Origin of the sequence: Sphingobacterium sp. (genome assembly GCF_039596235.1) — a bacterium.
GTDB lineage: Bacteria > Bacteroidota > Bacteroidia > Sphingobacteriales > Sphingobacteriaceae > Sphingobacterium.
The window spans coordinates 309,624-333,760 of sequence record NZ_JBCNKE010000008.1; the positions used below are offsets into that span (position 1 = coordinate 309,624).

At 40.0% G+C, this 24,137-nt stretch carries 20 protein-coding genes; 17 read left to right on the forward strand and 3 right to left on the reverse strand.

The genetic code is table 11. The annotated features are described in order from the left end of the window. Positions 1–5 precede the first annotated feature (5 nt). From ABDW32_RS17430 to ABDW32_RS17460, 7 genes are all read left to right on the forward strand, one after another. Complete coding sequence (locus ABDW32_RS17430) at positions 6–1,742, forward strand: RagB/SusD family nutrient uptake outer membrane protein (RefSeq protein WP_343564674.1); 1,737 nt, start codon at positions 6–8, stop codon at positions 1,740–1,742. A 123-nt stretch (positions 1,743–1,865) separates the two neighbouring features. Then, positions 1,866–3,185 carry a D-alanyl-D-alanine carboxypeptidase gene (locus ABDW32_RS17435; protein ID WP_343564676.1) on the forward strand — a complete coding sequence of 440 codons (1,320 nt, stop codon included), beginning with the start codon at positions 1,866–1,868 and terminating at the stop codon, positions 3,183–3,185. Positions 3,186–3,195: 10 nt separating this feature from the next. Then, positions 3,196–4,494, forward strand: a complete 1,299-nt coding sequence (locus ABDW32_RS17440; RefSeq protein WP_343564678.1) for an MFS transporter — start codon at positions 3,196–3,198, stop codon at positions 4,492–4,494. Between the two features lie 20 nt (positions 4,495–4,514). Continuing rightward, entirely contained in the window at positions 4,515–5,243 is a 729-nt protein-coding gene (locus tag ABDW32_RS17445; RefSeq protein WP_343564680.1) for a (Fe-S)-binding protein, read from the forward strand. Between the two features lie 23 nt (positions 5,244–5,266). Beyond that, positions 5,267–6,157, forward strand: a complete 891-nt coding sequence (locus ABDW32_RS17450) for a TIM barrel protein (RefSeq protein WP_343564682.1) — start codon at positions 5,267–5,269, stop codon at positions 6,155–6,157. Between the two features lie 245 nt (positions 6,158–6,402). Then, positions 6,403–7,977 carry a peptide MFS transporter gene (locus ABDW32_RS17455; protein ID WP_343564684.1) on the forward strand — a complete coding sequence of 525 codons (1,575 nt, stop codon included), beginning with the start codon at positions 6,403–6,405 and terminating at the stop codon, positions 7,975–7,977. Positions 7,978–8,060: 83 nt separating this feature from the next. Continuing rightward, positions 8,061–9,650, forward strand: a complete 1,590-nt coding sequence (locus tag ABDW32_RS17460; RefSeq protein ID WP_343564686.1) for a peptide MFS transporter — start codon at positions 8,061–8,063, stop codon at positions 9,648–9,650. A gap of 86 nt (positions 9,651–9,736) precedes the next feature. On the opposite strand, the gene ABDW32_RS17465 is transcribed toward ABDW32_RS17460, so the two are convergent. Continuing rightward, the gene (locus ABDW32_RS17465) at positions 9,737–11,029 is read right to left on the reverse strand and encodes a hemolysin family protein (RefSeq protein WP_343564688.1); all 1,293 of its coding nucleotides are present in this window, start codon (positions 11,027–11,029) and stop codon (positions 9,737–9,739) included. A 145-nt stretch (positions 11,030–11,174) separates the two neighbouring features. Continuing rightward, entirely contained in the window at positions 11,175–12,521 is a 1,347-nt protein-coding gene (locus tag ABDW32_RS17470) for a Gfo/Idh/MocA family oxidoreductase (RefSeq protein WP_077437482.1), read from the reverse strand. Positions 12,522–12,751: 230 nt separating this feature from the next. Here ABDW32_RS17470 and ABDW32_RS17475 point away from each other — a divergent pair, with 230 nt between their 5' ends. Both ABDW32_RS17475 and ABDW32_RS17480 read left to right on the forward strand, forming a co-directional pair. After that, entirely contained in the window at positions 12,752–13,858 is a 1,107-nt protein-coding gene (locus ABDW32_RS17475) for an aminoglycoside phosphotransferase family protein (RefSeq protein WP_077437481.1), read from the forward strand. A gap of 73 nt (positions 13,859–13,931) precedes the next feature. Then, on the forward strand, positions 13,932–14,579 hold the full coding sequence (locus ABDW32_RS17480; RefSeq protein WP_343564694.1) for a carbohydrate-binding family 9-like protein: 648 nt from the start codon (positions 13,932–13,934) through the stop codon (positions 14,577–14,579). Positions 14,580–14,605: 26 nt separating this feature from the next. Here the strand turns inward: ABDW32_RS17480 and ABDW32_RS17485 are convergent, their stop codons facing one another. Continuing rightward, complete coding sequence (locus ABDW32_RS17485; RefSeq protein ID WP_077437479.1) at positions 14,606–14,944, reverse strand: DUF2853 family protein; 339 nt, start codon at positions 14,942–14,944, stop codon at positions 14,606–14,608. 227 nt (positions 14,945–15,171) lie between these two features. On the opposite strand from ABDW32_RS17485, the gene ABDW32_RS17490 reads away from it, so the two are divergent. The 8 genes from ABDW32_RS17490 (at position 15,172) to ABDW32_RS17525 (ending at position 23,564) form a co-directional block, all read left to right on the forward strand. Then, entirely contained in the window at positions 15,172–15,420 is a 249-nt protein-coding gene (locus ABDW32_RS17490; protein WP_077437478.1) for a type B 50S ribosomal protein L31, read from the forward strand. A gap of 78 nt (positions 15,421–15,498) precedes the next feature. Next, complete coding sequence (locus ABDW32_RS17495; RefSeq protein ID WP_343564697.1) at positions 15,499–16,665, forward strand: putative sugar nucleotidyl transferase; 1,167 nt, start codon at positions 15,499–15,501, stop codon at positions 16,663–16,665. A 12-nt stretch (positions 16,666–16,677) separates the two neighbouring features. Beyond that, on the forward strand, positions 16,678–17,445 hold the full coding sequence (tpiA, locus tag ABDW32_RS17500) for a triose-phosphate isomerase (RefSeq protein ID WP_077437476.1): 768 nt from the start codon (positions 16,678–16,680) through the stop codon (positions 17,443–17,445). A 9-nt stretch (positions 17,446–17,454) separates the two neighbouring features. Continuing rightward, positions 17,455–18,294 (forward strand): 50S ribosomal protein L11 methyltransferase, encoded by an 840-nt coding sequence (gene prmA / locus ABDW32_RS17505; RefSeq protein WP_343564700.1) that lies wholly within the window; start codon positions 17,455–17,457, stop codon positions 18,292–18,294. Between the two features lie 7 nt (positions 18,295–18,301). Further along, positions 18,302–19,672 (forward strand): Mur ligase domain-containing protein, encoded by a 1,371-nt coding sequence (locus ABDW32_RS17510; RefSeq protein WP_343564702.1) that lies wholly within the window; start codon positions 18,302–18,304, stop codon positions 19,670–19,672. A 65-nt stretch (positions 19,673–19,737) separates the two neighbouring features. After that, a complete protein-coding gene (locus ABDW32_RS17515) occupies positions 19,738–20,067 on the forward strand; it encodes a helix-turn-helix transcriptional regulator (protein ID WP_070566095.1) in 330 nt (109 codons plus the stop codon). A 135-nt stretch (positions 20,068–20,202) separates the two neighbouring features. Then, positions 20,203–21,978, forward strand: a complete 1,776-nt coding sequence (locus ABDW32_RS17520) for a peptide MFS transporter (protein ID WP_343564704.1) — start codon at positions 20,203–20,205, stop codon at positions 21,976–21,978. 56 nt (positions 21,979–22,034) lie between these two features. Continuing rightward, complete coding sequence (locus ABDW32_RS17525; protein WP_343564706.1) at positions 22,035–23,564, forward strand: peptide MFS transporter; 1,530 nt, start codon at positions 22,035–22,037, stop codon at positions 23,562–23,564. Positions 23,565–24,137 lie beyond the last annotated feature (573 nt).

The window sequence follows — 24,137 nt, forward strand, 5'->3', positions numbered from 1 at the left end:
TTAAAATGAAAAAGAAAAATATTCTACTATACAGCCTGCTGGGGCTGACAACTTTAAGCATGTTTGGATGCAGTAAAGGGTTTTTAGAAAAGAATCCCCAAGGCGAATTGATTGAAGAACAAATTGAGGGAAAGAAAGGGGTAGAAGCTACCTTGATCGGTGCGTATGGAATTATGAACGGTAATATCAGTGGTACTTGGGGGAACTATGGTTCGGCACCGAGCCAATGGATTTTCGGAGAGATTACATCTGACAATGCGCACAAGGGATCGGTCATCACCGATCAGCCGAACATGAATATGATCGAGTCTTTTACTACGATTTCCTCCAACGACAATCTGAGTACAATGTGGCAGGTATATTATGAAGGTATACTTCGGGCAAATACAACGCTCCGCTTATTGAAGAAGGATCAAGATGGTGGCAAAACGATTAAAGCCGAACGCGCAAAAGAAATTGAAGGTGAAGCGAAAATGTTAAGAGCCCACTATTACTTCTTTTTGTGGCGTATATTTAAAAATATTCCATATGTAGATGAAAATACAAGCATCGATGATGCAAAGGTTGTCAAAAATGACAAGGATGTACAACCGATGATCGAAAGCGATCTAAAGATTGCTATAGCAAATCTACCAGATAAAAAGATCAATGGTGAAGGTGGACGTATGGATCAGCGTATTGCAAAAGCCTATTTAGGAAAACTATATCTTTATCAGAAAAAATATGCTGAAGCATTGGTTTTATTTAAGGACGTCATTGGAAGTCGAGATATCACGACAATGCCTTTCCAAGATAATTACGATGTGAATAAGGAAAATGGTCCGGAGGCACTTTTGGTGGCGAAACATGCTATAAATCCTGACGGCGGTGGTGATAATGCCAATGTCGGCGATATGTTGAGCGGATTGAATGGCACGAACCCTGTTGGTTGTTGTGGTTTCTATCAACCGTCCATAGATCTTGTTAACGCTTATAAGGTAGACGCAAACGGACTTCCAATGTTAGATGATTCCTATCGTACTAACCCTTATACATCTGATATCTTGTTGACGGACAAGACTGCTATTGCGAACTATAAATTGGATGTGAATTTGAGATTTGATCCACGCCTTGATTACACCGTAGGACGTCGAGGTGTTAATTTCTTGGATTATGGAGAGTTTCCTGGTGATGCTTGGTTGCGTCCTGAAGAAGGTAGCCGCCCACATGGAGGCCCATTTACAGGTATTAAAACCATGATTCCAAAAAGCCAGCATGCTTCACACACACAATCGGGTGCGGCGTATGTGACCGATTTGGATGTGAATATTATTCGATTGGCGGATGTAATTTTGATGGCAGCAGAGTGTGAGGTCGAACTTGGCAATCTCCCAAATGCTTTAAAATATGTTAATTCTATTCGGTTACGCGCAGCAAAATTGCCCACAAAGACTACCGGAGGTGGAGTTGCTGCAGCGAAATATGAGGTTAAACCTTATCTAGCATTCACAAGCCCAGATCAGGCGCGTAAAGCTGTTCGTTTTGAACGAAGATTGGAACTTGCTATGGAAGGTCACCGTTTCTTTGACTTGGTACGCTGGGGGATAGCAAAAGAGGTTATCGCAAATTATGCAAAGTTTGAGGGCGGTATTCTCCCTGTCTTTAAGAGCAAAGCATACACGGATAAAAATGCTTATTTCCCAATTCCACAAGAAGAAATCAATAAAAGCAATGGTAGCCTAACACAAAATCAAGGTTATTAATCGTTGATATAAAGACAGCAAAAGGAGGATGAATGTCCTCCTTTTGCCGTTTTAAATAGTTTGTATCTGAATTTTGGCAATAAGAGAAAAGGAGTTATTGCTCTTTTTTGTATGTTTGAACCAATGAAAAATTTCTTGCGCACGATATTCCTGCTTTGGCTTATCCCATTTTCTACCCTTATTGTTAAGTCACAGGATTTTGAAGACGTCTATCGGATGCTTCAGGAATCCAAAATATTAAATGATCATTTCTACGGATTTTCACTGTATGATTTAAACGCAAATAAGTTTGTACTGGATATCAATGGCAATAAACATTTTACACCAGCTTCGAATACCAAAATGTATACAACCTATGCTACACTGGAGCTGCTGGGAGATTCTATCCCAGGCCTGGAGTATGTCGAAAGGGGAGATTCCCTATTAATTTGGGGAACGGGAGACCCTACTTTCTTGCATAACAGACTCGATACCAGGGTGGTCTACAACTTTCTGAAACGGACGAACAAAACGATTTACGTTGTGCCGGGAACAATGAAAAATAAGTTCTATGCCCACGGTTGGGCAATAGAAGACTTCGAAGCATACTATCAGCCCGAAATCAGCACTTTTCCGATCTATGGCAATGTGGTCACTTTCCGTCAAAGAGGATACAATCATTTAAATACTTCTCCCGGGATTTTTCAAAAAGACCTGGATTTTCTACCTGAACCCAAAGTAGGCGATTTTGAGCTCTCACGCTCATTTCGAAATAATGTTTTTTGGATGTCAAAACGACCAGTACCAAACGATTATGTCAATGAGGTGCCCTTTATTTATTCTGATAGTCTGTTTGTGAAGTTGCTGTCCGACACACTGGGCAAAAAAGTAAATCTGACGACCTATAAAAAGCCCAATGATACCAAGATATTATATTCAGGAGAAACCAAAAACCTTCTTCGGGAAATGATGCTGCCCAGCGATAATTTTATCGCTGAACAATTCTTAATGATGTGCTCATGGAAGCAGTTTGGTCAATTTGACACCTACCTGGTTCGGGACTGGATGAAAAATAAGGTTTATAAATTTTTTTCGAGCGAGGTGGCCATTTTTGACGGTTCGGGACTGTCTTCCTATAACAAAGTCACACCACAAAATAATGTTGACCTGCTGGTGCTTCTGAGAAATAAGATACCGGATGAGCGTGTACGTTTTCGGCTATTTCCCGCTGGTGGAGTGGATGGTACATTAAAAAGAACCTATAGTAAAGATCTGGGCGAAGCTTTTGTTTTTGCAAAAACAGGGACAATTACTTCGGTATATAACCAGAGCGGTTATCTGGTTACGAGGTCGGGAAGACGGCTCGCTTTCTCTTTTATGAACAATAATTATATCGACGATCGCGCAAGTGAAATTCGTAAAGAAATGGCTAAAATAATTACTTATATTCGTCAAACTTATTAAGCCAATTTAAATGGAAGCAATTGTAAAAAACAATAAAAAACTCATTCGCTCATGGGCGATGTTTGATTGGGCCAATTCCGCTTACAACCTTGTGATCACCTCAACCATATTCCCGGTATATTATACTGCAATTACTACGACAAAGGAACATGGTGACGTTGTTAATTTTTTTGGTTTGAAGATTGTCAATACTGCGCTTTCTAATTTTGCACTGGCTGTCGCTTATTTGTTGATGTCATTTTCTTTGCCCTTTATCTCGTCCTATGCAGATGCAAAAGGCCTAAAGAAGCAGATCATGAAATTTTTTACCTATGTGGGGGCAATTTCATGCATGTGCCTGTTTTTCTTTAAACTCGAAACACTGGAGATTGGTATTATCTGTTTTGCTTTGGCAGCAATGGGATATATCGGTGGTGTTTTGTTCAACAATTCCTATTTACCCTTGTTAGCGACTGTAGATCAACAGGACCGGGTGAGCGCCCAGGGATTTGCTTTTGGTTATATTGGTTGTGTTACTTTACAGATACTTTGTTTTATTGTGGTGTTGAAACCGGACTGGTTTGGCATCACAGATCCATCGCTACCTGCCCGCATATCTTTTCTGATGGTGGGACTCTGGTGGTTGGGATTCTCCATGATTCCATTTAAATATTTACCTAAAATTGAAGCCACGGGTAATAATATCGGCAAAAGTTTTGTGCAGAATGTACGCGATGAGTTTAGCCATGTAATCCATAAAATTAAAGGTATACCTGAGATAAAACAGTTTCTACCGGCCTTTTTCTTCTACGCCATCGGCGTACAGACGCTAATGATCGTGGCCTCTTCATTTGGTGAGAAAATACTCCATCTGGGCGCTGAGCGGCTGATTGCAACAATTCTTTTAATCCAGCTTGTGGCGATCTTAGGGGCATTTTTGATGTCATCCCTCTCTAAGATTTTTGGCAATATTAAGGTGCTGATCGTGGTGGTCATGATCTGGATATCCATCTGTATTGCCGCATTTTATCTATCCACGCCGATGCAGTTTTATATTATTGCCGCATTGGTCGGCTTGGTCATGGGCGGAATTCAGTCCTTATCGAGATCAACTTATTCCAAATTGATTCCAACGGATATCAAGGATACGACGGCTTTTTTCTCTTTTTATGATGTTACAGAAAAAATAGCTATTGTAATCGGCTTGTTCTCCTTTGGTCTGATAGAACAGATCACGCATAATATCCGCTATTCTGCCTTGGTACTCTCTTTATTTTTTGTAATTGGATTGTTACTTTTGGTGCGGATATTAGTATCCAATAAATCTTAATTTTATTGATTGAATTAAATATGAAGGTAGAACTTTTTGTTCCTTGTTTTATAGATCAGCTTTATCCGGAGACCGCTTTTAACACGATTCGTTTACTGGAGAAGGTCGGGTGTGAGGTGAGTTATAATCCCAATCAGACCTGTTGTGGGCAACCGGCCTACAATGCCGGGTTTTGGGACGATGCGAAGCAGGTAGGAAAGAAGTTTTTAGAAGATTTTTCCGGAGATCAGGTCATTATCTCTCCTTCGGCCTCCTGTACCGGTATGGTCAGAAATAGTTATAGCGACCTGTTCGCAAATTCTGCAGATTCTCATCAATGTCATAAAATACAACAACAGGTGATGGAGATTTCCGATTTCTTGGTCAATGTATTGAAAAAGGATTATTTTGGCGCTGAATTGGAAGGTGTTGGGGTATATCATGACTCTTGTTCAGCCCTGCGTGAGTGCAAGATCAAAGATGAACCGAGAAAACTGCTCAGCAAAGTACTGGGATTGGAAATGGTGGAAGTAAAAGACAGCGAAACCTGTTGCGGTTTTGGCGGAAGTTTTGCCGTTAAGTTTGAAGGGATATCGGCCGCTATGGCGGAACAGAAAGTCCGAAATGCCATGGCTTTGAATGCTGACTATATTATTTCGACAGATTCGTCCTGTTTATTGCAGTTGCAGGCTTATATTGATAAACATAAATTACCTATCCAGACCATGCATCTCGTGGATGTACTGACTACCGGATGGGGAAATATATAAATAACACACTTAAATCTAAACACATGAATTCTAGAAGAGATTTTCTTAAAAACCTTGCATTAGCCTCTGCCGGTATAGCATTGGCCCCCTCGTTGGAGAGCTTTGCAGCAGCAAAGAAAGACTGGTTTGACATTTCCCTTGCGGAATGGTCATTGCATAAAACTTTGTTTAAAGGTGATCTGAACAATTTGGATTTCCCGGTTGTAGCTGCCAAAAAATATGGTATCTATGGCGTAGAGTATGTAAATCAATTCTTCAAAGATAAAGCTAACGACAACAATTACCTGACTGAATTGAACATGCGTGCAAAAGATAATGGTGTAAGGAATGTGTTAATTATGGTTGATGGTGAAGGAAATCTTGGTGACGAAGATGAAACCAAAAGAAAACAGGCTGTACAGAACCACTATAAGTGGATTTCAGCCGCTAATTTTTTGGGTTGCCATGCTATCCGTGTAAATGCGGCAGGTAAAGGTACACCTGATGAAGTGAGCAAACGTGTAGTAGAGAGCTTAACAACTTTAGCCGATATTGGAAAGAAAGCAGGTATCAGTATCATTGTCGAAAACCATGGTGGTATTTCCTCCCACGGTGACTGGTTGGCCAAGACACTGAAAGCCGTAGGAAGTAAATATTGTGGTAGCTTACCTGATCTGGGTAATTTCTATGAATATGACCGCTATCAGGGGGTAACAGACCTGATGCCTTATGCGCATGGTGTAAGTGCCAAAACACATGATTTTGATGCGAATGGTAATGAAACCCAGATTGACTACGAACGCATGTTAAAAATCGTGAAAAAGGCGAAATTCAAAGGTTATGTTGGGATTGAATACGAAGGAAGTAAACTGAGCGAAGAGGAAGGAATCTTCGCAACCAAAAAATTATTGGAACGCTTGCGTCCCTTGATCTAATATAAGAGGATATCAACAAAGTTCTTTTCATGCTATTGGGAAGAACTTTGTTTTTAACCGAAAATTTAATCGATAGGCGATATCCTATTGAGGTAAATCTAAATTTTGTCCATATTATTTTGTCAACCGATTTGATTGCAGTATCTACGTTATCGAACTATGAACATAGGACGATCTGGTCTGGATAAACAATGGATAAATTGAAATCACACTACCTGATATTGAAAAATAACGATTAGAAAAACATGAATTTTGAAAAAGATGCTGTTCTGGAAGCGCACTTAAACCAGGTGGGCGCTGAACGAGTATTGGTGAAAGGGCATCCCGCTGGGTTATTTGTCTTGTTTTTTACCGAGATGTGGGAACGCTTTAGTTACTATGGCATGCGTGCATTATTGGTAAACTTCTTGGTTTCGACAATTGCGCAGCATGGCTGGGGCTGGACAAATTCGGAGGCCATGAAGTTGTATGGGCTTTATACAGGGATGGTCTTTTTGACACCTTTATTCGGCGGAATTATTGCGGATCGTCTGACAGGCTATAAGAAGTCCATTATGGTGGGAGCGATCATTATGACCTTAGGCCATATTGCTATGGCTATGGAGGGGTTCAATAAAAACTTCTTTCTCGGGGGACTTGTGCTTATTGTTCTGGGAAATGGCCTTTTTAAACCCAATATCTCTTCGATGGTGGGGAAATTGTATCCCGATAAAGGTGGCAAAAAAGATGCTGGATATACGATTTTTTACATGGGGATCAACGGTGGAGCCTTCTTGGGTATGATGTTATGCGGTTACATCGGTGAGAAAATCGGATGGCACTATGGTTTTGGACTTGCGGGTATATTTATGTTTTTAGGGATGTTGCAATTTTATTTTGCCCAACGCATCTTCGGAAAAATAGGCAATACACCAGAAAAGGAAAATATAGTTTTGGCGGAGCAGGGACAGGAAGACGAACATCCAAAGCATATCGTTCGTGACCGGCTATTGGTTATCGCGATCTTTATGTTTTCAAGTATTGTATTCCATTTGGCTTTTGAGCAGGCTGGAGGTTCGATGACCATATTTGCCAAAAACTATACCCAACGCGTATTAAGCGGTGAGGCTGCGACCATTTTCAAATGGGCAGATTCTGCGTTAACGATTGTGCCTATTGTTGTGATTACCGCCGTGTTATTTGTCTTGGCGAAAAAAATAGTCCGAAAGTATCCTATGATCATACTCTGCTCCAGTATCTCATTTGTGATGATCTGGTCTTTGTGTTTATGGAAGGTTTACCGTGAATATCATGGTATGAATTCGGAAGTGACCGTTTCTTGGTTCCCAATGCTCAATTCGTTCTTTATCATTACACTGGCCACTTCTTTCAGCAAGATCTGGGAGCGTGTATGGAATCCTTCCGGTCCGATTAAGTTTGCGATGGGCCTAACGTTGGTTGGTGTTGGTTTTGCTGCCCTGGCAATAGGTAGTGCTGAGATTCCAACGGGAGCGAAGACCGCTTCGGTCAGTATGATCTGGTTGGTTTTAGCTTACTTTTTCCATACGGTGGGAGAGTTGTGTATTGGTCCGGTAGGTTTATCGTATGTGAGTAAATTGTCGCCAAAGAAATTCCTGGGCCTGCTATTTGGCTTTTGGTTTTGTGCCAATGCCATCGCTAATTTTATTGGTGGATTTATTGGCTCATACATCGATAAGATCACCGAATCACATTCCATGTCGTTTTTCTTTGCCGTGTTTACGATCATACCTATGATAGCGGCTGTATTTCTACTGCTGGGAAATAAAAAAATAAAAAAGATGATGCATGGTATTGACTAATTCATAGAAAAATAGTGTATCTTCAAGCGATTTTTATCAAATTAAAAACAAAACCTGAGTTATAAAACAATTATTGAAATTATATGAATCAAGAAAAAGATCAAGTTCTTGTAGCACATCTGGCCAAGCAGGGGATAGATGACAAGATGGTAAATGGGCATCCTGCCGGATTATTTGTGCTATTCTTTACGGAGATGTGGGAGCGTTTTAGCTATTACGGTATGCGTGCGTTGCTGACGTTGTTCTTAATCAGTACGATCGCTGACGGAGGCTGGGAATGGAGCAATGAACGCGCCATGAAATTGTATGGCGCATATACAGGTTTTGTTTATTTGACTCCGTTGATCGGTGGTATGATTGCGGATAAATTGACCGGTTTTAAAAAGGCTATTCTGATCGGTGCTTTAATTATGACGCTAGGTCACTTATCTATGGCATTTGAGGCTGTCAATTCAGGCTTCTTCTTCTTAGGTCTGCTTTTGATGATCTTGGGAAATGGAATGTTTAAACCGAATATTTCTTCTATGGTTGGAAACTTATACCCCGATAAAAGTGCGAAGAAAGATGCGGGTTATACTATTTTCTATATGGGTATTAACGCTGGCTCATTTCTAGGGATGCTTTTGTGCGGTTATATTGGGGAGAAGATCGGTTGGCACTATGGATTTGGATTAGCGGGGGTATTTATGTTCTTTGGAATGTTACAATTCTACTTTGGTCAAAAAATATTTGGAATTATTGGCGACACACCTAAGGCTCTACAGGCGCATCACGACGCAAAGGTTAAAAATAATGAGGAAGTTGATGAGATTATCCCTAGAAATGTTGTGAGAGACCGTCTTGTTGTCGTTACAATTTTCATGCTCGCTAGTATCGTATTCTTTTTGTCTTTTGAGCAGGCAGGAGGGTCGATGTCTATTTTTGCCAAAGATTATACACAACGTGTGTTGTCGGGGGATTCAGCTGTTGCCTTTAAATGGATAGATACAATATTAACGATCGCTCCCATTATTATTGTAACCATAGTATTGACCGCGCTTGCGAGAAAGATTTATAAACAATTTCGTTTGACCATTTTGTTCACAGCGATTTCCTTTGGAATTATTTGGGGCTTGGGACTGTGGAAAGTGTTTCGTGAGATTGGTATAACCGGTTCCGAAGTTGGCGCTTCCTGGTTCCAGATATTGAATGCATTTTTTATTATTTCGTTGGCCTCATCCTTCAGTAAATTCTGGGAAAAAATCTGGAACCCTTCAGGACCGGTGAAGTTTGCTTTGGGCCTGATCTTGGTCGGAATTGGCTTCGCTGCGTTGGCTTATGGCGCAAGTGATATTCCACAGGGAGCGAAAACTGCCTCAGTTAGCATGATCTGGCTTGTTATCGCCTATTTTTTCCACTCAGCTGGAGAACTTTGTCTATCTCCGGTAGGACTTTCCTATGTCAGTAAACTCTCGCCAAAGAAGTTTTTAGGCTTGCTTTTTGGCTGTTGGTTTTGTGCCTCAGCTATCGCTAATTTCATTGGTGGATTTTTAGGTTCGTATATCGATAAAATTACTGCTGAGCACTCGATGGCTTATTTCTTTATGATTTTTGCCATTGTTCCAGGCGTGACCGCACTATTATTGATTGTTTTCAATCCAATCTTGAAAAAGATGATGCATGGTATCAATTAGATAAACTCATCTAAAATAATTATACACAAAGGGCCGATCAGTACTGATCGGCCCTTTGTGTATAACTGAAATCGGATAACATTCTTTTATTCCTCTATTTTTAATAAAAGCTTATCAATACGATTACCATCCATATCCAATACTTCAAAAACCATGTTTTTGAAGCGTACACGTTCGCCCTCCTCTGGGACGTGGTCCAAGAGTAAGAAAACCAATCCACCTACAGTCGTGACATTGTTGATGTCGTCCTCGTCTTCTTCCGAAAGGCCTATTTCAAATTCATCCAGAAGATCCTCGATCTGATACTGCCCATCGACAATATAATCGCCACTTTCCAGTTGACGGATTGTTGGACGTATGCTAATATCGCTTTCGGTAATATTACCAACTAAATCGCCTACAATATCACGCAATGTTATTATACCCTGTGGGGAGCCGTATTCGTCGATGACAACCGCCTGATGTACCTGAGATGTTCGCAATGTATTCATAATGCTATAGGAAGAGCTGAATTCATTGACAAATTTGATCGGAAGTAGGAGCTTCCGAAGGTCGAAAGGTTTGTTTTCAAAACATTGTCTGAGCAAGGATTTGACATGGACTACACCTTTGATATTGTCGAGCCCACCTTCGCAGACGGGGTAAATGGAATGATCATTGTCCAGGATAATCTGCCTATTTTCCTCAAAACTGTCTTCCAGATCAAGAAAAACAATATTCTTGCGGTGGGTCATCAGATTGATGGCTTTCTTGTCGCCCAGACTGAGGAGACGATCCACGATATCATGTTCAATGCCTTCAATCACACCACTATCTACCCCCTCATCCACTAATGCCTTGATCTCTTCTTCGGTTACACTGTTTCCCGTGCTTTTGATATTGAGTATCTTGACAATAAATTCTGTAGAAGCACTCAATAGCCAGACAAACGGTCTGACAATCTTGCTGAGCAAATTCATTGGGTAAGCAATGAGCATGGCATATTTTTCGGGAATAGCCATTCCGATGCGTTTTGGTACCAGTTCGCCAAGAACCAACGAGAAATAAGTTATGATGAATACCACCAAAATGACGGCCAACTGCTGGCTATAGGGGGCGAGTATACTCGATTGATTAAAAACCTCAATCAGATAAGTTGAAATGCTGCCGCCTGAAAAGAAACCTGTTAAGATGCCAATTAAGGTGATGCCTATCTGTACGGTCGATAGAAAACTATTGGGTGATTCTTTGAGATGTAATGCAATCTTGGCGGCAGGATTGTCCTTGTCGCTCTCGGCCTGTAAGCGGGCTTTTCTACTGGAAACGATTGAAATTTCGGAAGCAGAAAGGATTCCATTTAAGATGATGAGTACTAAGATTATAATTGCTTCGGTGAGCATAACGTTATGGAAAAATTGTTTGTGAAAGCTAATTTAAGAAAAAGGTGGCCTAAATGGTAGAACTATTGGGATTATATTAAATGGCCTAACGAAAAAAGCTGTATCTTTTCGGGATACAGCTTCTTTGGTTTATACTTTTTTATGATTACATGCCGCTATCGTCAAGCATGAAGGTGTTTTTCTTTGTTTTCCATTTTCCTTTTGTGAAATCCGGAAACTCCAAAGTTTTATTACCTTTTTTGATCGATTCCGTAGAAAGTGGGAATACCGCACTCATCGTTACTGAGTCATAAACGTCAATTGGCGTTTGAACTTTTTGTTTTACAGCTTGGATAAATGCATTGAATACAAACCAGTCCATACCACCGTGGCCTGAACCTGTCGCTAATTCTTCGTATTTTTTCCAGATCGGGTGATCATATTTTTTAACCCATTCGTCTGCTGGATCCCATGTATGTGGTTTTGATTTTCCTTCGATGTGGATACCTTTAGCGACATCCATCCAGATACCTTCCGTTCCCTGTACACGGAAACCGATCGAATAGGGTCTTGGCAAATGCGTATCGTGTGTTAACAACATGGTTTCACCATTTGCACATTGCAGCATGGTTTGAGTGATATCCCCGTTTTTATAGTTTAACTTACTGTTTGGGTGTCCAGGCGATACTTTGTTGACATAAGCCGCTAGGCCACGCGCTTTACTTGAGTAAGATGTAATATGCGTAAATCTATTGCCTTTGTTGATATCAACAAACTGCATGATCGGGCCTAAGCCGTGGGTCGGATAAAGGTCACCATCCTGGTCAATGTTGAACTGTGTACGCCATTGCGCCTCAGAAAGGGCTTTAGGCCCGTATTCAACACCATGGCCATAGTAACTCTTGCCATCATTGAATAAAACTTCACGTAAATCATGTTGGTAACCACCTTCAAGGTGTAATAATTCACCGAATAAACCTTGTCTGTGCATATTTAGTACAGCAAGTACGTCGCGGCGGAAAGCAACATTTTCCAATGTCATGTAAGGTTTTCCGGTTTCTTCAGAAGCCTTTACCACATCCCAGTGATCTTGTACGGTTAAGCCGGCGATAACTTCACAGCCTACATATAAACCTGCTTTCATGGCATCAATAGCTTGGTCTTTGTGAAATTGCCAAGGTGTTGCGATGATAACAGCATCTAATTTTTCGCTGCTCAACATTTTTTTGTAAGCATCGACACCTCCTGTATACTCTTTCGGAAGTTTGGTGCCTTTCGCATTGAACTGTTTACGGCATTGCGCAAGTGATTCTTCTTGTGTATCACATACGGCCACAATTTCTAGATCGTCTCTGTTTAAGGCGATCTGAACGTGATTCCGTCCACGAAGACCTACCCCGATAAAGCCGATTTTGATTTTCCCGTTTGTTTGGGCGAATAAGTCAGTACTTGAAAGAACGCCTAGTCCAGCGGTAGTGATGGCAGTTGACTTAATGAAATTTCTTCTATCCATTGTTTTGAGATATGAGGAGTTTGTATATTAGTTATTTATCTTAGTGAAGAATCAGCTATGTGGCTGGCTCTTATCAACAAATATATTATTTCATTTGCTATAAAAGAAAGTGCAAACGATTGTTTAAATTTATTAAATTTCATGCAAACGTTTGATTGAAATAAAAATTATCATTTATTAATTCAATTTGTGATATTGCAAGCACATTGATGATTTAAAAACATAGTTTAATGTCTGATTTTAACCAATTAGTAGTAGAGAACGCAGCAAAACAATTCACATTAGAAGGAGATATCATTTCAGTGCAGCCTTTTGGTTCTGGTCATATCAATGATACTTATCGTGTAACTACCTCCATAAATAGCGGGATATCGCATTTATTGCAACGCATTAACCATCATGTATTTCCAAATGTTGAAGGCTTGATGCATAATATTGAAATCGTAACAAAACATCTCAGTAAAAAAGTAAAAGTTGCCGAAGGCAAGCGGGTCAGTGACCATGTCCTGACGATTATTCCTACACTGGAAGGCAAGTTATATACGAAGGACAGCGAGGGGAATTACTGGCGTATGTTTATCCTGATTGAGGATACAAAGAGTTATGATATTGTGGAAACAGAAGTGCAGGCGGCAGAAGGTGGACGTGCTTTTGGACTGTTCCAGAAACAGCTTTCTGACCTGGATGCTTCCCGTATTGTTGAAGTACTGCCTAATTTTCATAACGTAGAATTCCGACTTAATAATCTTCGAAAAGCGATTGCGCAAGACGTCTGCCAACGTGTGGAACAGGTAAAGGATAAACTGGATTTTATCTTTAGCCGTGAAGACCGTATGAAGACAATCCTGGATTTGGGAAATAAAGGTGCATTGCCCTTGCGTATCACACATAACGATACAAAATTTAATAATGTATTACTTGATGTCCATGATAAAATGCAATGTGTGATCGACCTGGATACTGTTATGCCAGGGTACGTTGCCTATGATTTTGGAGATGCCATACGTACCATTATTAATCCCGTAGCCGAAGATGAAAAGGATATATCGAAAATCGTGCTGAACCTATCATTGTACAAGGCCTATGCAGAAGGCTATCTGGAAGAAGCAAACGAGTTTTTGACCACAGCGGAAAAAGAAACGCTGGTCGATGGCGCATTTTTATTACCTTATATGCAAGGTGTACGCTTCCTGACCGATTACATTGAGGGAGACCATTACTATAAAACCAAATATGACGAACATAATTTGGTACGTACCAATACGCAGCTAAAATTGGTGGAAGAGATGGAAAAGAATGAAGAATTTATGCGAAAGGTAATTTTTGATTGTATTTAACGATTTTATACCTTTAATATGTTGAGAAGCTTCCATCTGATGATGAAGCTTCTTTTTCTTAACTTTACTGTATATGAATAAACTAACCATTCTGCCCATTGCATCAGATTTAACCGGCAGTCACAATTTTAATCAGCTTTCGGATCTTTTAAAAGATTTGGAGTGGAATATATTGGAGCATAGTAACTGGAGCGAGTCGTATCCTTATAAGCCGCAGGTGCAATTTAAAATTGGTTACACTCAAAATGCTTTGTTGTTACAGTTTGATGTCGCTGAGGAGCAATTGCGTGGAAATTACGCGGAAACGAATCAAAATGTTTGGGAGGATAGTTGCGTAGAGTTTTTCGTTTCGTTTGATGATCCTAAGCATTATTATAATATTGAGTTTAATTTGATAGGGACTGGACTGATCGGTTATGGATCACCGGATAAAGCAACGCGAAATAGACTCAGTGCAGCAGAGATTGAAACGGTACAGGTATTTTCCATGATCGAACGGCATAGTGGTACAGACAGACGCTGGAACATGATCCAGGTGATTCCATTGGCAGTCTTTAAATTTAATGATACAAGTGAGCTGAAAGGGAAGAAAATACATGGAAACTTTTACAAGTGCGGAGATAACCTAAAAAATCCCCATTTTCTCTCCTGGAGTAAAGTAGATAATCCAACTCCTAATTTCCATTTACCTCAGTTTTTTGGCGAACTGATTTTTGGATAGAAGTTGGATTAATAAAATGTTGTTGCTTATTGGTAAACAGATTCTTTTTTGAATTTTTTTGCCAATAAAGCATACACCAAAACACGGTATTTATTTTTATTGGATTTACCAATAGTGGTAATAACTTCTTCTAATGCTTTGTCTAAATCAGGACCATCTTTGAGCCCTAATTTTTTGATCAGAAAATTTTGCTTGACACGTTTAAGCTCTTCGGGATCTGACGCTGCAATAGTTTCTGAATCTGCATTGTAAATGGATGGTCCCATCCCTTTTGTCACTTTTGCAATAAACGCATCATCGAGTGATAACCCTAGTTTTTTTGATTCTGCAGTATATGCAGCAATTTTTTCATCTAATTTGCTCATAATTATGTAAATGATTTAATTGTAGTAAGTTAAGTTAAGCGAAAAAAGTTGGAAAACAAAATAATTCTTGGGGGATAAATAAAGATTGTTACATTTGTAAATGTTTAAGTGCCGATAACTGAAAGTGTGGAAAAATTCAGTGAATTATTCTTTGCAATTGTTGCAAATTACATTTTTATAAATTATCTTTGCACCTCAATAATTGAATATACGTAATCATAATAATAATGAAAAAAGATTTGCATCCTTCAAATTACAGATTAGTTGTATTTAAAGATATGTCAAACGACTATGCTTTTATTACTAAATCTTGTGTTGACACGAAAGAGACTATTCAGTGGGAAGATGGTAATGAGTACCCAGTTGTAAAATTAGAGATTTCTCATACATCACACCCTTTCTATACAGGTAAAATGAAATTGGTTGATACTGCTGGACGTATCGACAAATTCCGTAGCCGTTACAACAAAAAATAATTGTAGCAGATCTGTATATTACAATATTAAGAACTCGATAAATGTTATTTGTCGGGTTTTTTTTGTTATTTTTATTTTGTGAAAATCTTTTTTGTAGATTGTTTTGATGCTATCCGATCGTTGGATACGCTCACTTTCCCGCTGACTTCTTTTGATAAAAAGAGTTTATATCCTTTTACCTTCGTTAAATCCTGTCTAGACTTACGTGTCGGTATTCTCACCTTAAGGGAGAAATGGCATAGGTTGGCTTCCGCGTTCAATCTGGAGCTTGCCGAGGGCAATAGTTGTGAGGAAGGAGCTGTTTGGGTGACCAAGCATGTTGTACCTTCTGAGCTGCTGTTACAGGCTGTATTGGCGATGGAGGAAGGCGATATCCTGCGACAGGGTGAAATGATCATTGCCTGGCGGTATCATACAGCGGGGGCTTTGAAGTCAAAGGATGCAGATGATAGCATCTCTTTGTTGAAAGGCGTGGAGGATCTTTTTGTATTAACGGGAGCGGAAATTGTACATGATTTCAACCTGTTGGCAAAAAAGACAGCCGTTGAGGCTATCTCTCCCACAAACCAGTTGCTGGGGACAGATATTTACGTCGCTGAACAGGTCTCGATGGAATGTGCGACACTCAACTCGACTACTGGTCCTATTTACATTGACGAGGGAGCCACGATTATGGAGGGGGCTCATCTGCGGGGGCCACTCTATCTGGGAAAAGGAGCTGTCGTAAAAATGGGTGCAACGATCTATGGCAATGTGTCCGTGGGAAAACAAAGTGTTGTCGGAGGTGAGGTCGGAAATTCCGTTATCGGGGACTTTTCCGCAAAAGGACATCATGGTTATCTTGGCTGCTCGGTCATAGGGGACTGGTGTAATCTTGGTGCCGGGACCTCCAATTCGAATCTTAAAAACAATCTAAAAACGGTATCAATTTATGATTATAGCCTCGAAGACTTTAGGGATACAGGCTTATTAAAGTGTGGTGTTTTTATAGGTGACTATACAAGGACGGGGATTAACTCGTCTTTTAATACCGGAACCGTAATTGGAATTGCAAGTATGCTGGCAGATACAAGTTTTTATGCTAAATTTGTACCGTCGTTTGCCTGGCTGTTCAATGGGGATACACAGATCTATAACTTTGACAAGTTTATGGAGTACCTGGAAACGCTATATATGTCCAAAAATGAGGAACTGCCGGAAAGGCTCACAAGGGAATTGAATCAACTTAACAAAAAATATAATTAAATCGTAAAAATCATGCGTAAGAAAATCGTAGCTGGTAATTGGAAAATGAATTTAGACTATCAATCCGGATTAAGTTTATTCTCTGAAATTATCAATATGGCCAAAGATGAAGTTATTGGAAATCAGGAACTGGTTGTTTGCAGCCCTTTCATTCACTTGTCAAGTCTTGGGCAACTTTCCAAGAATGTGGCTAACGTGAATATCGGTGCACAAAATATTCATCAGGCGGAGTCTGGAGCTTACACTGGTGAGATTTCAGCAGGACAGGTAAAATCGGTCGGTGCTTCACATGTGATCTTAGGTCACTCTGAAAGACGTGCTTATTTTGGAGAAACAGACGCTTTGTTGGCTGCGAAAGTAGATATCGCTTTGAAACATGGCCTGACGCCGATATTTTGTATTGGAGAAACCAAAGAAGAGCGCGAGTCCGGTGATTTCTTTGAAATAATTAAAACACAATTGACTGCTGGATTGTTCCATCTGTCCAATGAAGCTTTCGCTACAGTGGTATTGGCTTATGAGCCAGTTTGGGCGATCGGCACGGGTCTTACGGCTAGTCCGGAGCAGGCACAGGAAGTTCATCAATTTATCCGTCAGGTTGTCGCAGAGAAATATGGCCAGGAAACAGCGGATAACACAAGTATTCTGTATGGTGGTTCTTGTAATCCGGGTAATGCAAAAGATCTGTTTGCACAAGCAGATATCGATGGTGGTTTGATTGGAGGAGCTTCTTTGAAATCGAGAGATTTTATTGATATTGCCAAAGTGTTTAACGGCTAATTTTTAGAAATGAAATACATAGAGGTTATCTTTCAAATGCTATCGGGCGAGGAATGGCAAAAAGATCTATTGGTATCTGATTTGGCAGACATCGGCTTTGATACGTTTGAAGATACCGAATCTGGATTTGCAGCTTATATTCCAGCTGCAAATCTAGATTTGCAGGCATTAGAAACATTAATGCTACATCTTGATGAAGGACTTGAAGTAAGCTATAAAGTCCAGGAAATTGAAAATCAGAATTGGAATAAGCTCTGGGAGAGTAATTTTAATCCCATCGAAGTCGGTGGACAATGCTATGTTCGTGCTACATTTCATGAGGCAAGGCCTGATTTTCCCTATGAAATAATCATTGACCCCAAAATGTCCTTCGGTACAGGGCACCATCAGACGACATCGATGATGCTACAGTATATTCTGGAAAATGATTTTGAGGGTAAACAGGTCCTGGACATGGGCTGTGGTACGGGGATCCTGGCGATCCTGGCTTCAAAAAAAGGGGCTGATGCTTTATTGGCAGTAGATTACGATGAAATCTGCGTGGACAGTGTGATCGAAAATAGCGCGCTTAATACAGTAACCAATATCGAGGCTATCTGTGGCTCTTTTGAGGTTTTAAAAGGCCGTGTTTTTGATACTATCTTAGCAAATATCAATCGGAATATTCTATTGGAACAACTGCCCCAATACGCTTTAAGTATCAATATAAATGGAGAGTTGTACTTAAGCGGATTCTATGAACAGGAAGATTTGGCGATGTTACGTGATACAGCTGAGTCTTTAGGTTTTGAATTTATCTCCAATAAAGTTTTAAATAATTGGTGTGCAGCCAAGTTTGTGAAACGGTAATAGAGCGATGCGTATTCATTTTATAGCGATAGGTGGTAGTGTGATGCACAACCTTGCCATTTCTTTGGCAAAGCAGGGGCACCAGATTACTGGATCTGATGATCAGATTGTGGAGCCCTCCCGTTCCCATCTTATCGAAGCTGGATTATTGCCAGATCAATTGGGATGGTTTGCGGATAAGGTGACAGAAGATATTGATGCGGTTATTTTAGGAGCACATGCGCAAGCAGACAATCCCGAATTAAAAAGGGCGCAGGAATTAGGCCTGAAAATCTATTCTTTTCCTGAGTTTATACAAGAACTTTCACAGGATAAAATCCGTGTGGTTATTGCAGGTAGCTATGGGAAAACCACGATTACGAGTATGGTCATGCACGTCATGCGCTTCTTAGGTAAAGATTTTGATTACCTGGTCGGGGCGCAATTAAGAGGCTTTGATAAACTTGTGGATATTACCAAGCATAATAAGATTATTATTATCGAGGGAGATGAATATGTTTCGTCCAAAATTGATTCCAAGTCCAAATTCTTGTATTATAAACCCAATATTGCGCTAATCTCGGGTATCGTATGGAATGAATTTAATTCCAAAATATCTCAAGAGGAATATATTAAACAATTTGAAGATTTTATTGATTCCATACCTCCCAAAGGAACACTGATCTATAATAAAGAAGATGCCGTTCTCCAAAAGGTTTTGCAGGATACCAAAGATTGTAAGATCAACAGACATGGTTATAAAATTCCCGAATATACAATCAATAAAGGAGTTACCTATCTGAATACTGCTGATGGAGATGTTCCTTTGCAGGTATTTGGAAAACATAATCTGTCCAATATTGCAGGTGCTTATACGGTCTGTGAATGGTTGGGAATCAAAAAGAAAGATTTCTTTGATGCCATAAAGAGTTTCAATACTTCTATTCGTTATCTCGAGTTTGTGGCAAGTTCGGAAGGATCGGTGGTCTATCAGGATTATGCCTGCAATGCAGATAAAGTCAGGTCAAGTATTCATGCCGTAAAAGAACAATTTCCTAATCAGAAATTGGTCACAATTATTGAATTAAACTCGTATGATAGCTTAGATTCATCCTTTTTGTTACAATATGCGGACTCCATGCGGGAATCGGATGTCTCTGTAGTCTACGTGAATATCAATTCATGTAAGGAAATGAACAAGGATATTGAACGCGTTCCTGAGAATATCAAACGGAGCTTTAATAACCCTGATTTAGAGGTTGTTGTGAGTTTGGATGGGCTGTATTCATTTTTAGATGGGGTTAAGTCCAGGGGTTATAATTTACTACTTATGAGTTTAAATAATTATAATGGGGTTAATCTCTCGGTGCTTGCTGATCGTTTTTTTAGGGATTTTTAAAGAAAATATTATAATTTAATGTAAATTAATTTTTATTTGCTATTTTTGTTTAAAATATCTACCAGATGAATGCATTAGGAAAAAAAATTAGATTACTTAGACACCAAAAGGGGTGGAGTCAAGAGGATGTTGCAAAACGATTGGATATCTCAATCCCAGCATTTTCAAAAATTGAAACAGGAATTACAGATGTGAATCTGTCACGCCTGAATCAAATCTCAAAATTATTCAATTTGACAGTTGTTCAACTATTATCTACTTCGGATTCAGAAGAAGATAAAGAGTATGTCAATGAAGTCAATGCGTTAACGCAAAAGCTGCAACAACGTGATGGCGAAGTGATCGAACTTCAGAAAAAGGTCATTGATCTTTACGAACAATTGCACAAAAGATAGGGCATATTAAAAATGTTACTGAAAAGGCAATCCAAAGGGATTGTCTTTTTTTGTTTATGCAACTTTATTTTGGCCAAAAGTGATTTTGTTTTTGTTTCTTTGTAAGTATTTTATAAAAATAAAGGTTGATTACTTATGGGGAGATTAAACGGGGATATAACTACTAGCCCGTCGAATGATTTTTTTAAATCAAATGTACTGGGGCAGCGCTCAGGGCTGTTTGTACTTTTCTTTACGGAGATGTGGGAACGCTTCTCATTCTATGGAATGCGTGTCCTATTGATGCAATTTTTAACTGCAGCGGTCATACAGGGAAGCCCATTCTCTGGTTGGGCCTGGACAGCACAACAAGCTGGGGCCTTGTATGGGACATACGCCATGATGCTCTATCTGACTCCCATACTTGGTGGGATCATTGCCGATAAATACATTGGATCCCGAAAAGCGGTTATTATCGGTTCGGCAATCATGACATTGGGACATGCTGCAATGGCTTTTGATACGGCAATCATGTTTTTCTTGGGATTGATCTGCCTGGTGATCGGAACAGGTTTTTTCAAACCAAACATGCCTTCAATCCTTGGCGAAATGTATAAAGACCTTCCTGAAAAGAAGGATGGCGCATACACCATATTTTATATGGGCGTCAATGCGGGGGCTTTCTTCGGAATGATGCTCTGCGGTTATATTGCCGAAACCTATGGTTGGCATTGGGGATTTGGCCTGGCGGGTATCTTTATGCTGCTCGGGACATTACAGTTTGTTTTCGCAAAACCGCTTATGGGCAACCTCGGTATTTTGGACAAGTCTGTTGTAGGCGAAAAGAAAGCAGCCACCGTGACCGATACGGATACCAAAAATCCATTTACGATAAAGGACTATGTGCTGATCGGTATTGTATCGATAATAGGTTTTGTATATGCCTTTAATGATCCATTGTCGAAAAATGGGATTATCGATGTCTTTGCCAGACTGGATACATCTTTTTTGAGAGGGCAGTATATTATGGTCATTATTGCATTGATCCTATTTATTTATCTCATTGTTTCGCGGATTTTGCGTTACGACAAAACCGTTAGGGACAGAATGTTTGCCGTAATGCTTTTGGCGTTTTTCCTTATCTTCTTTTTCATGAGTTTCGAACAGGGAGCGACTTCCTTGGTGATTGTGGCACGTGATAATATCGATAGAGCACTTACAGGCACGGCATTGACAACATTTAATGTGGTCAATGGTTTATTAACGGTTGTTCCTTTATCAATTATCAGCTGGGTTCTAATAAAACTGGCCAAAGTAACCTGGGACAAGATTGCTATTTCCAACATCGTATTGTTTGTCTGTTTTGGACTGATCTGGGGTGCGGCAATTTGGATGCTTTATCAGGAATTTAATAAAGAAGCTTCGGAAATCAAAGTATCCTGGTTTTCAATTCTCAATTCATTTTTTATCATTGCGCTGGCATCTACCGTATCTAAGATATGGGAGTCTAAATATAATCCCTCGGCTGCATTTAAATATGGATTTGGGTTGATCTTAGTTGCGATCGGATTCCTGATTATCGGACTGGGCTCATGGGGAGTAGCGCCGGGTGTGAAGATCTCCATGGTATTTCTTGTTTTGACTTACCTATTTCATACACTGGGGGAATTGTTTATCTCGCCAGTTGGCTTATCTTATGTTTCTAAACTAGTGCCGGCACGGATGTTGGCTTTTATGTTCGGTATCTGGTATCTGGCTATTGCTATCGCGCAAAAGGTTGCTGCGGTATTGGGAGGGCAGGTGGAAACAATTCAGCAGGAATATTCATTGAGCCATTTTTTCTTTTTATTTACAGCTATTCCAGCTTTCGCGGGATTGTTAGTGATACTATTCAATCCTCTGATCAAAAGATTGATGCACGGAATTAAATAATAACTATATAAGCTTCTTTTACGAAAGAAGCTTTTTTGATTAATAATAAATACAGTATGGAGGCGAGTACACGCGAATCGTTAGAGGAGATTCAAAATTTTAAGGGAAAGTACCCAAGGCAGATCTGGAGCTTATTTTTCTCGGAAATGTGGGAACGGTTTTGCTTTTATGGCATGCGGGGCATGTTGGTGTTCTTTATGATTAATGAGCTAGACTTTGCAAAGAAAGAGGCTAATTTACAATATGGCGCTACCCAGGCATTTGTCTATGCGTTTACATTTATCGGCGGACTTTTTGCCGATAAAATTTTAGGTTTTAGAAAATCACTTTTTTGGGGTGGTTTATTGATGATTGTAGGGAGTCTTTTCCTCGCAGCAGATCCACATCAGTATTTCTTTTTTGGCCTCTCATTTATTATTATTGGTACGGGTTTCTTTAAACCCAATATTTCTACAATGGTGGGAGAGCTTTACCGGGATGGGGATAGCCGTCGTGACGGTGGTTTTTCCTTATTCTATGCCGGAATTAACCTAGGTGCATTTTTGGGGGGATATGTTTGTGTCGCCATTGGTAAAGGTTATATGCTGAGTTCGTTTATCTCCGAGCCTCACCGCTGGAATGTTGCTTTTGGATTAGCCGCAATAGGGATGTTGGCAAGTTTGATCAATTTTCACTTTACCAAAAGACATTTGGGACCTATCGGACTTCAGCCCGGGCATCCGGATGCTATTGTAAAGACGAAAGCTCTGCCGAAATGGGTTGAATATGCTGTATATGCGCTGACCCTGATCTTCATACCTGTCATTCAGATCATGGTCTCCAAAACGCAATATACGGACTACTTTATGTATACCATAGGACCCTTGACACTCTTATATCTTTTCTATGAAATGTCAAGAGTGACCAAGGAAGAACGCAACAAATTAATTGCTGCGCTGGTATTCATCCTATTTTCCATTATCTTTTGGGGTATATATGAACAAAGCGGCGGTTCGCTGAGTATCTTCGCTGCCGAGCACCTGAATGATTCTCTACTTGGTGTAATGACGCTCGATCCTAATGGCGTGAATAATTCTGGCGGTGCATTATTTATTATCGCGCTGGCGCCATTATTCGGTCTATTCTGGATCTGGCTTGGAAGACGTAAGCTTGAACCGAATACCATTATCAAGTTTGGCCTGGGCTTTGTTTTTCTGGGCTTAGGTTATTACGTACTTTTTGCTACACGCCTGTTTTCCCACGATGGCATGACCTCATTGGATATCTTTACGCTTGCACTGTTGGTTATTACCATTGGGGAATTGTGCCTTTCTCCAATCGGACTCTCCATCATGACGAAACTATCCCCGGCAAGGTTGCAGGGTATTATGATGGGAATGTGGTTCCTGGCAAGCGCGTATGGACAATATGTTGCAGGTTTGATCGGTGCGAGTATGGCTGAAGCAAAAGCGGGAAGCTCATTAGCGGATAACTTAATGACTTATACAGAAAGTTATAAGCAATTGGGACTGTATTCTTTAATTGCCGGTGTCGTACTTATCGCATTGTCTCCAGTTGTTCGGAAATTAATGGGAAATGTAAAATAATCCCTGACACAATATTCCCCGAAGACGCATCTTATAGCGCGTTTTTACAGTTTGAGCCAGCCTTTATAGTAAGGGCAATAAAAAAGACGCAGATTCATCAGGAATCTGCGTCTTTTTTTTAAAGTTACGCTTGTACATTTTTTATACGACTTGCTGTAAACAAATTTTTCATTATGGCTTTCCGGGATTTGATATACTTTGTAGGTCGCTGAGAAAAGTGATAACGACAGGTATATGCAAACATTTGGTGTCCGCTGCGGCTAGGCTACTTGTCCGCAGCTGCTTCGGGACATGATCGTATCAGCTTCGAAATGCATCCACGGTGAGAGCAGCATGAGTCCGTGGTGAGTCCGAGTCAAACACGGACTTACTGTGTAAACATACCGGCGGCATACTGCTCTTACCTGCTCTCAGGGTCGAATAAGGGGCGAAACGATACCATTAGATAGGCGAAGGATAACTGAATTTCCTATTATACTCGGACTCCGTTCTGAAAATAAATATAGATGTTTTTAATATCAGATTATATGTTATTATTTAATTTAATAATGTATTTTATTTATATATCATAAA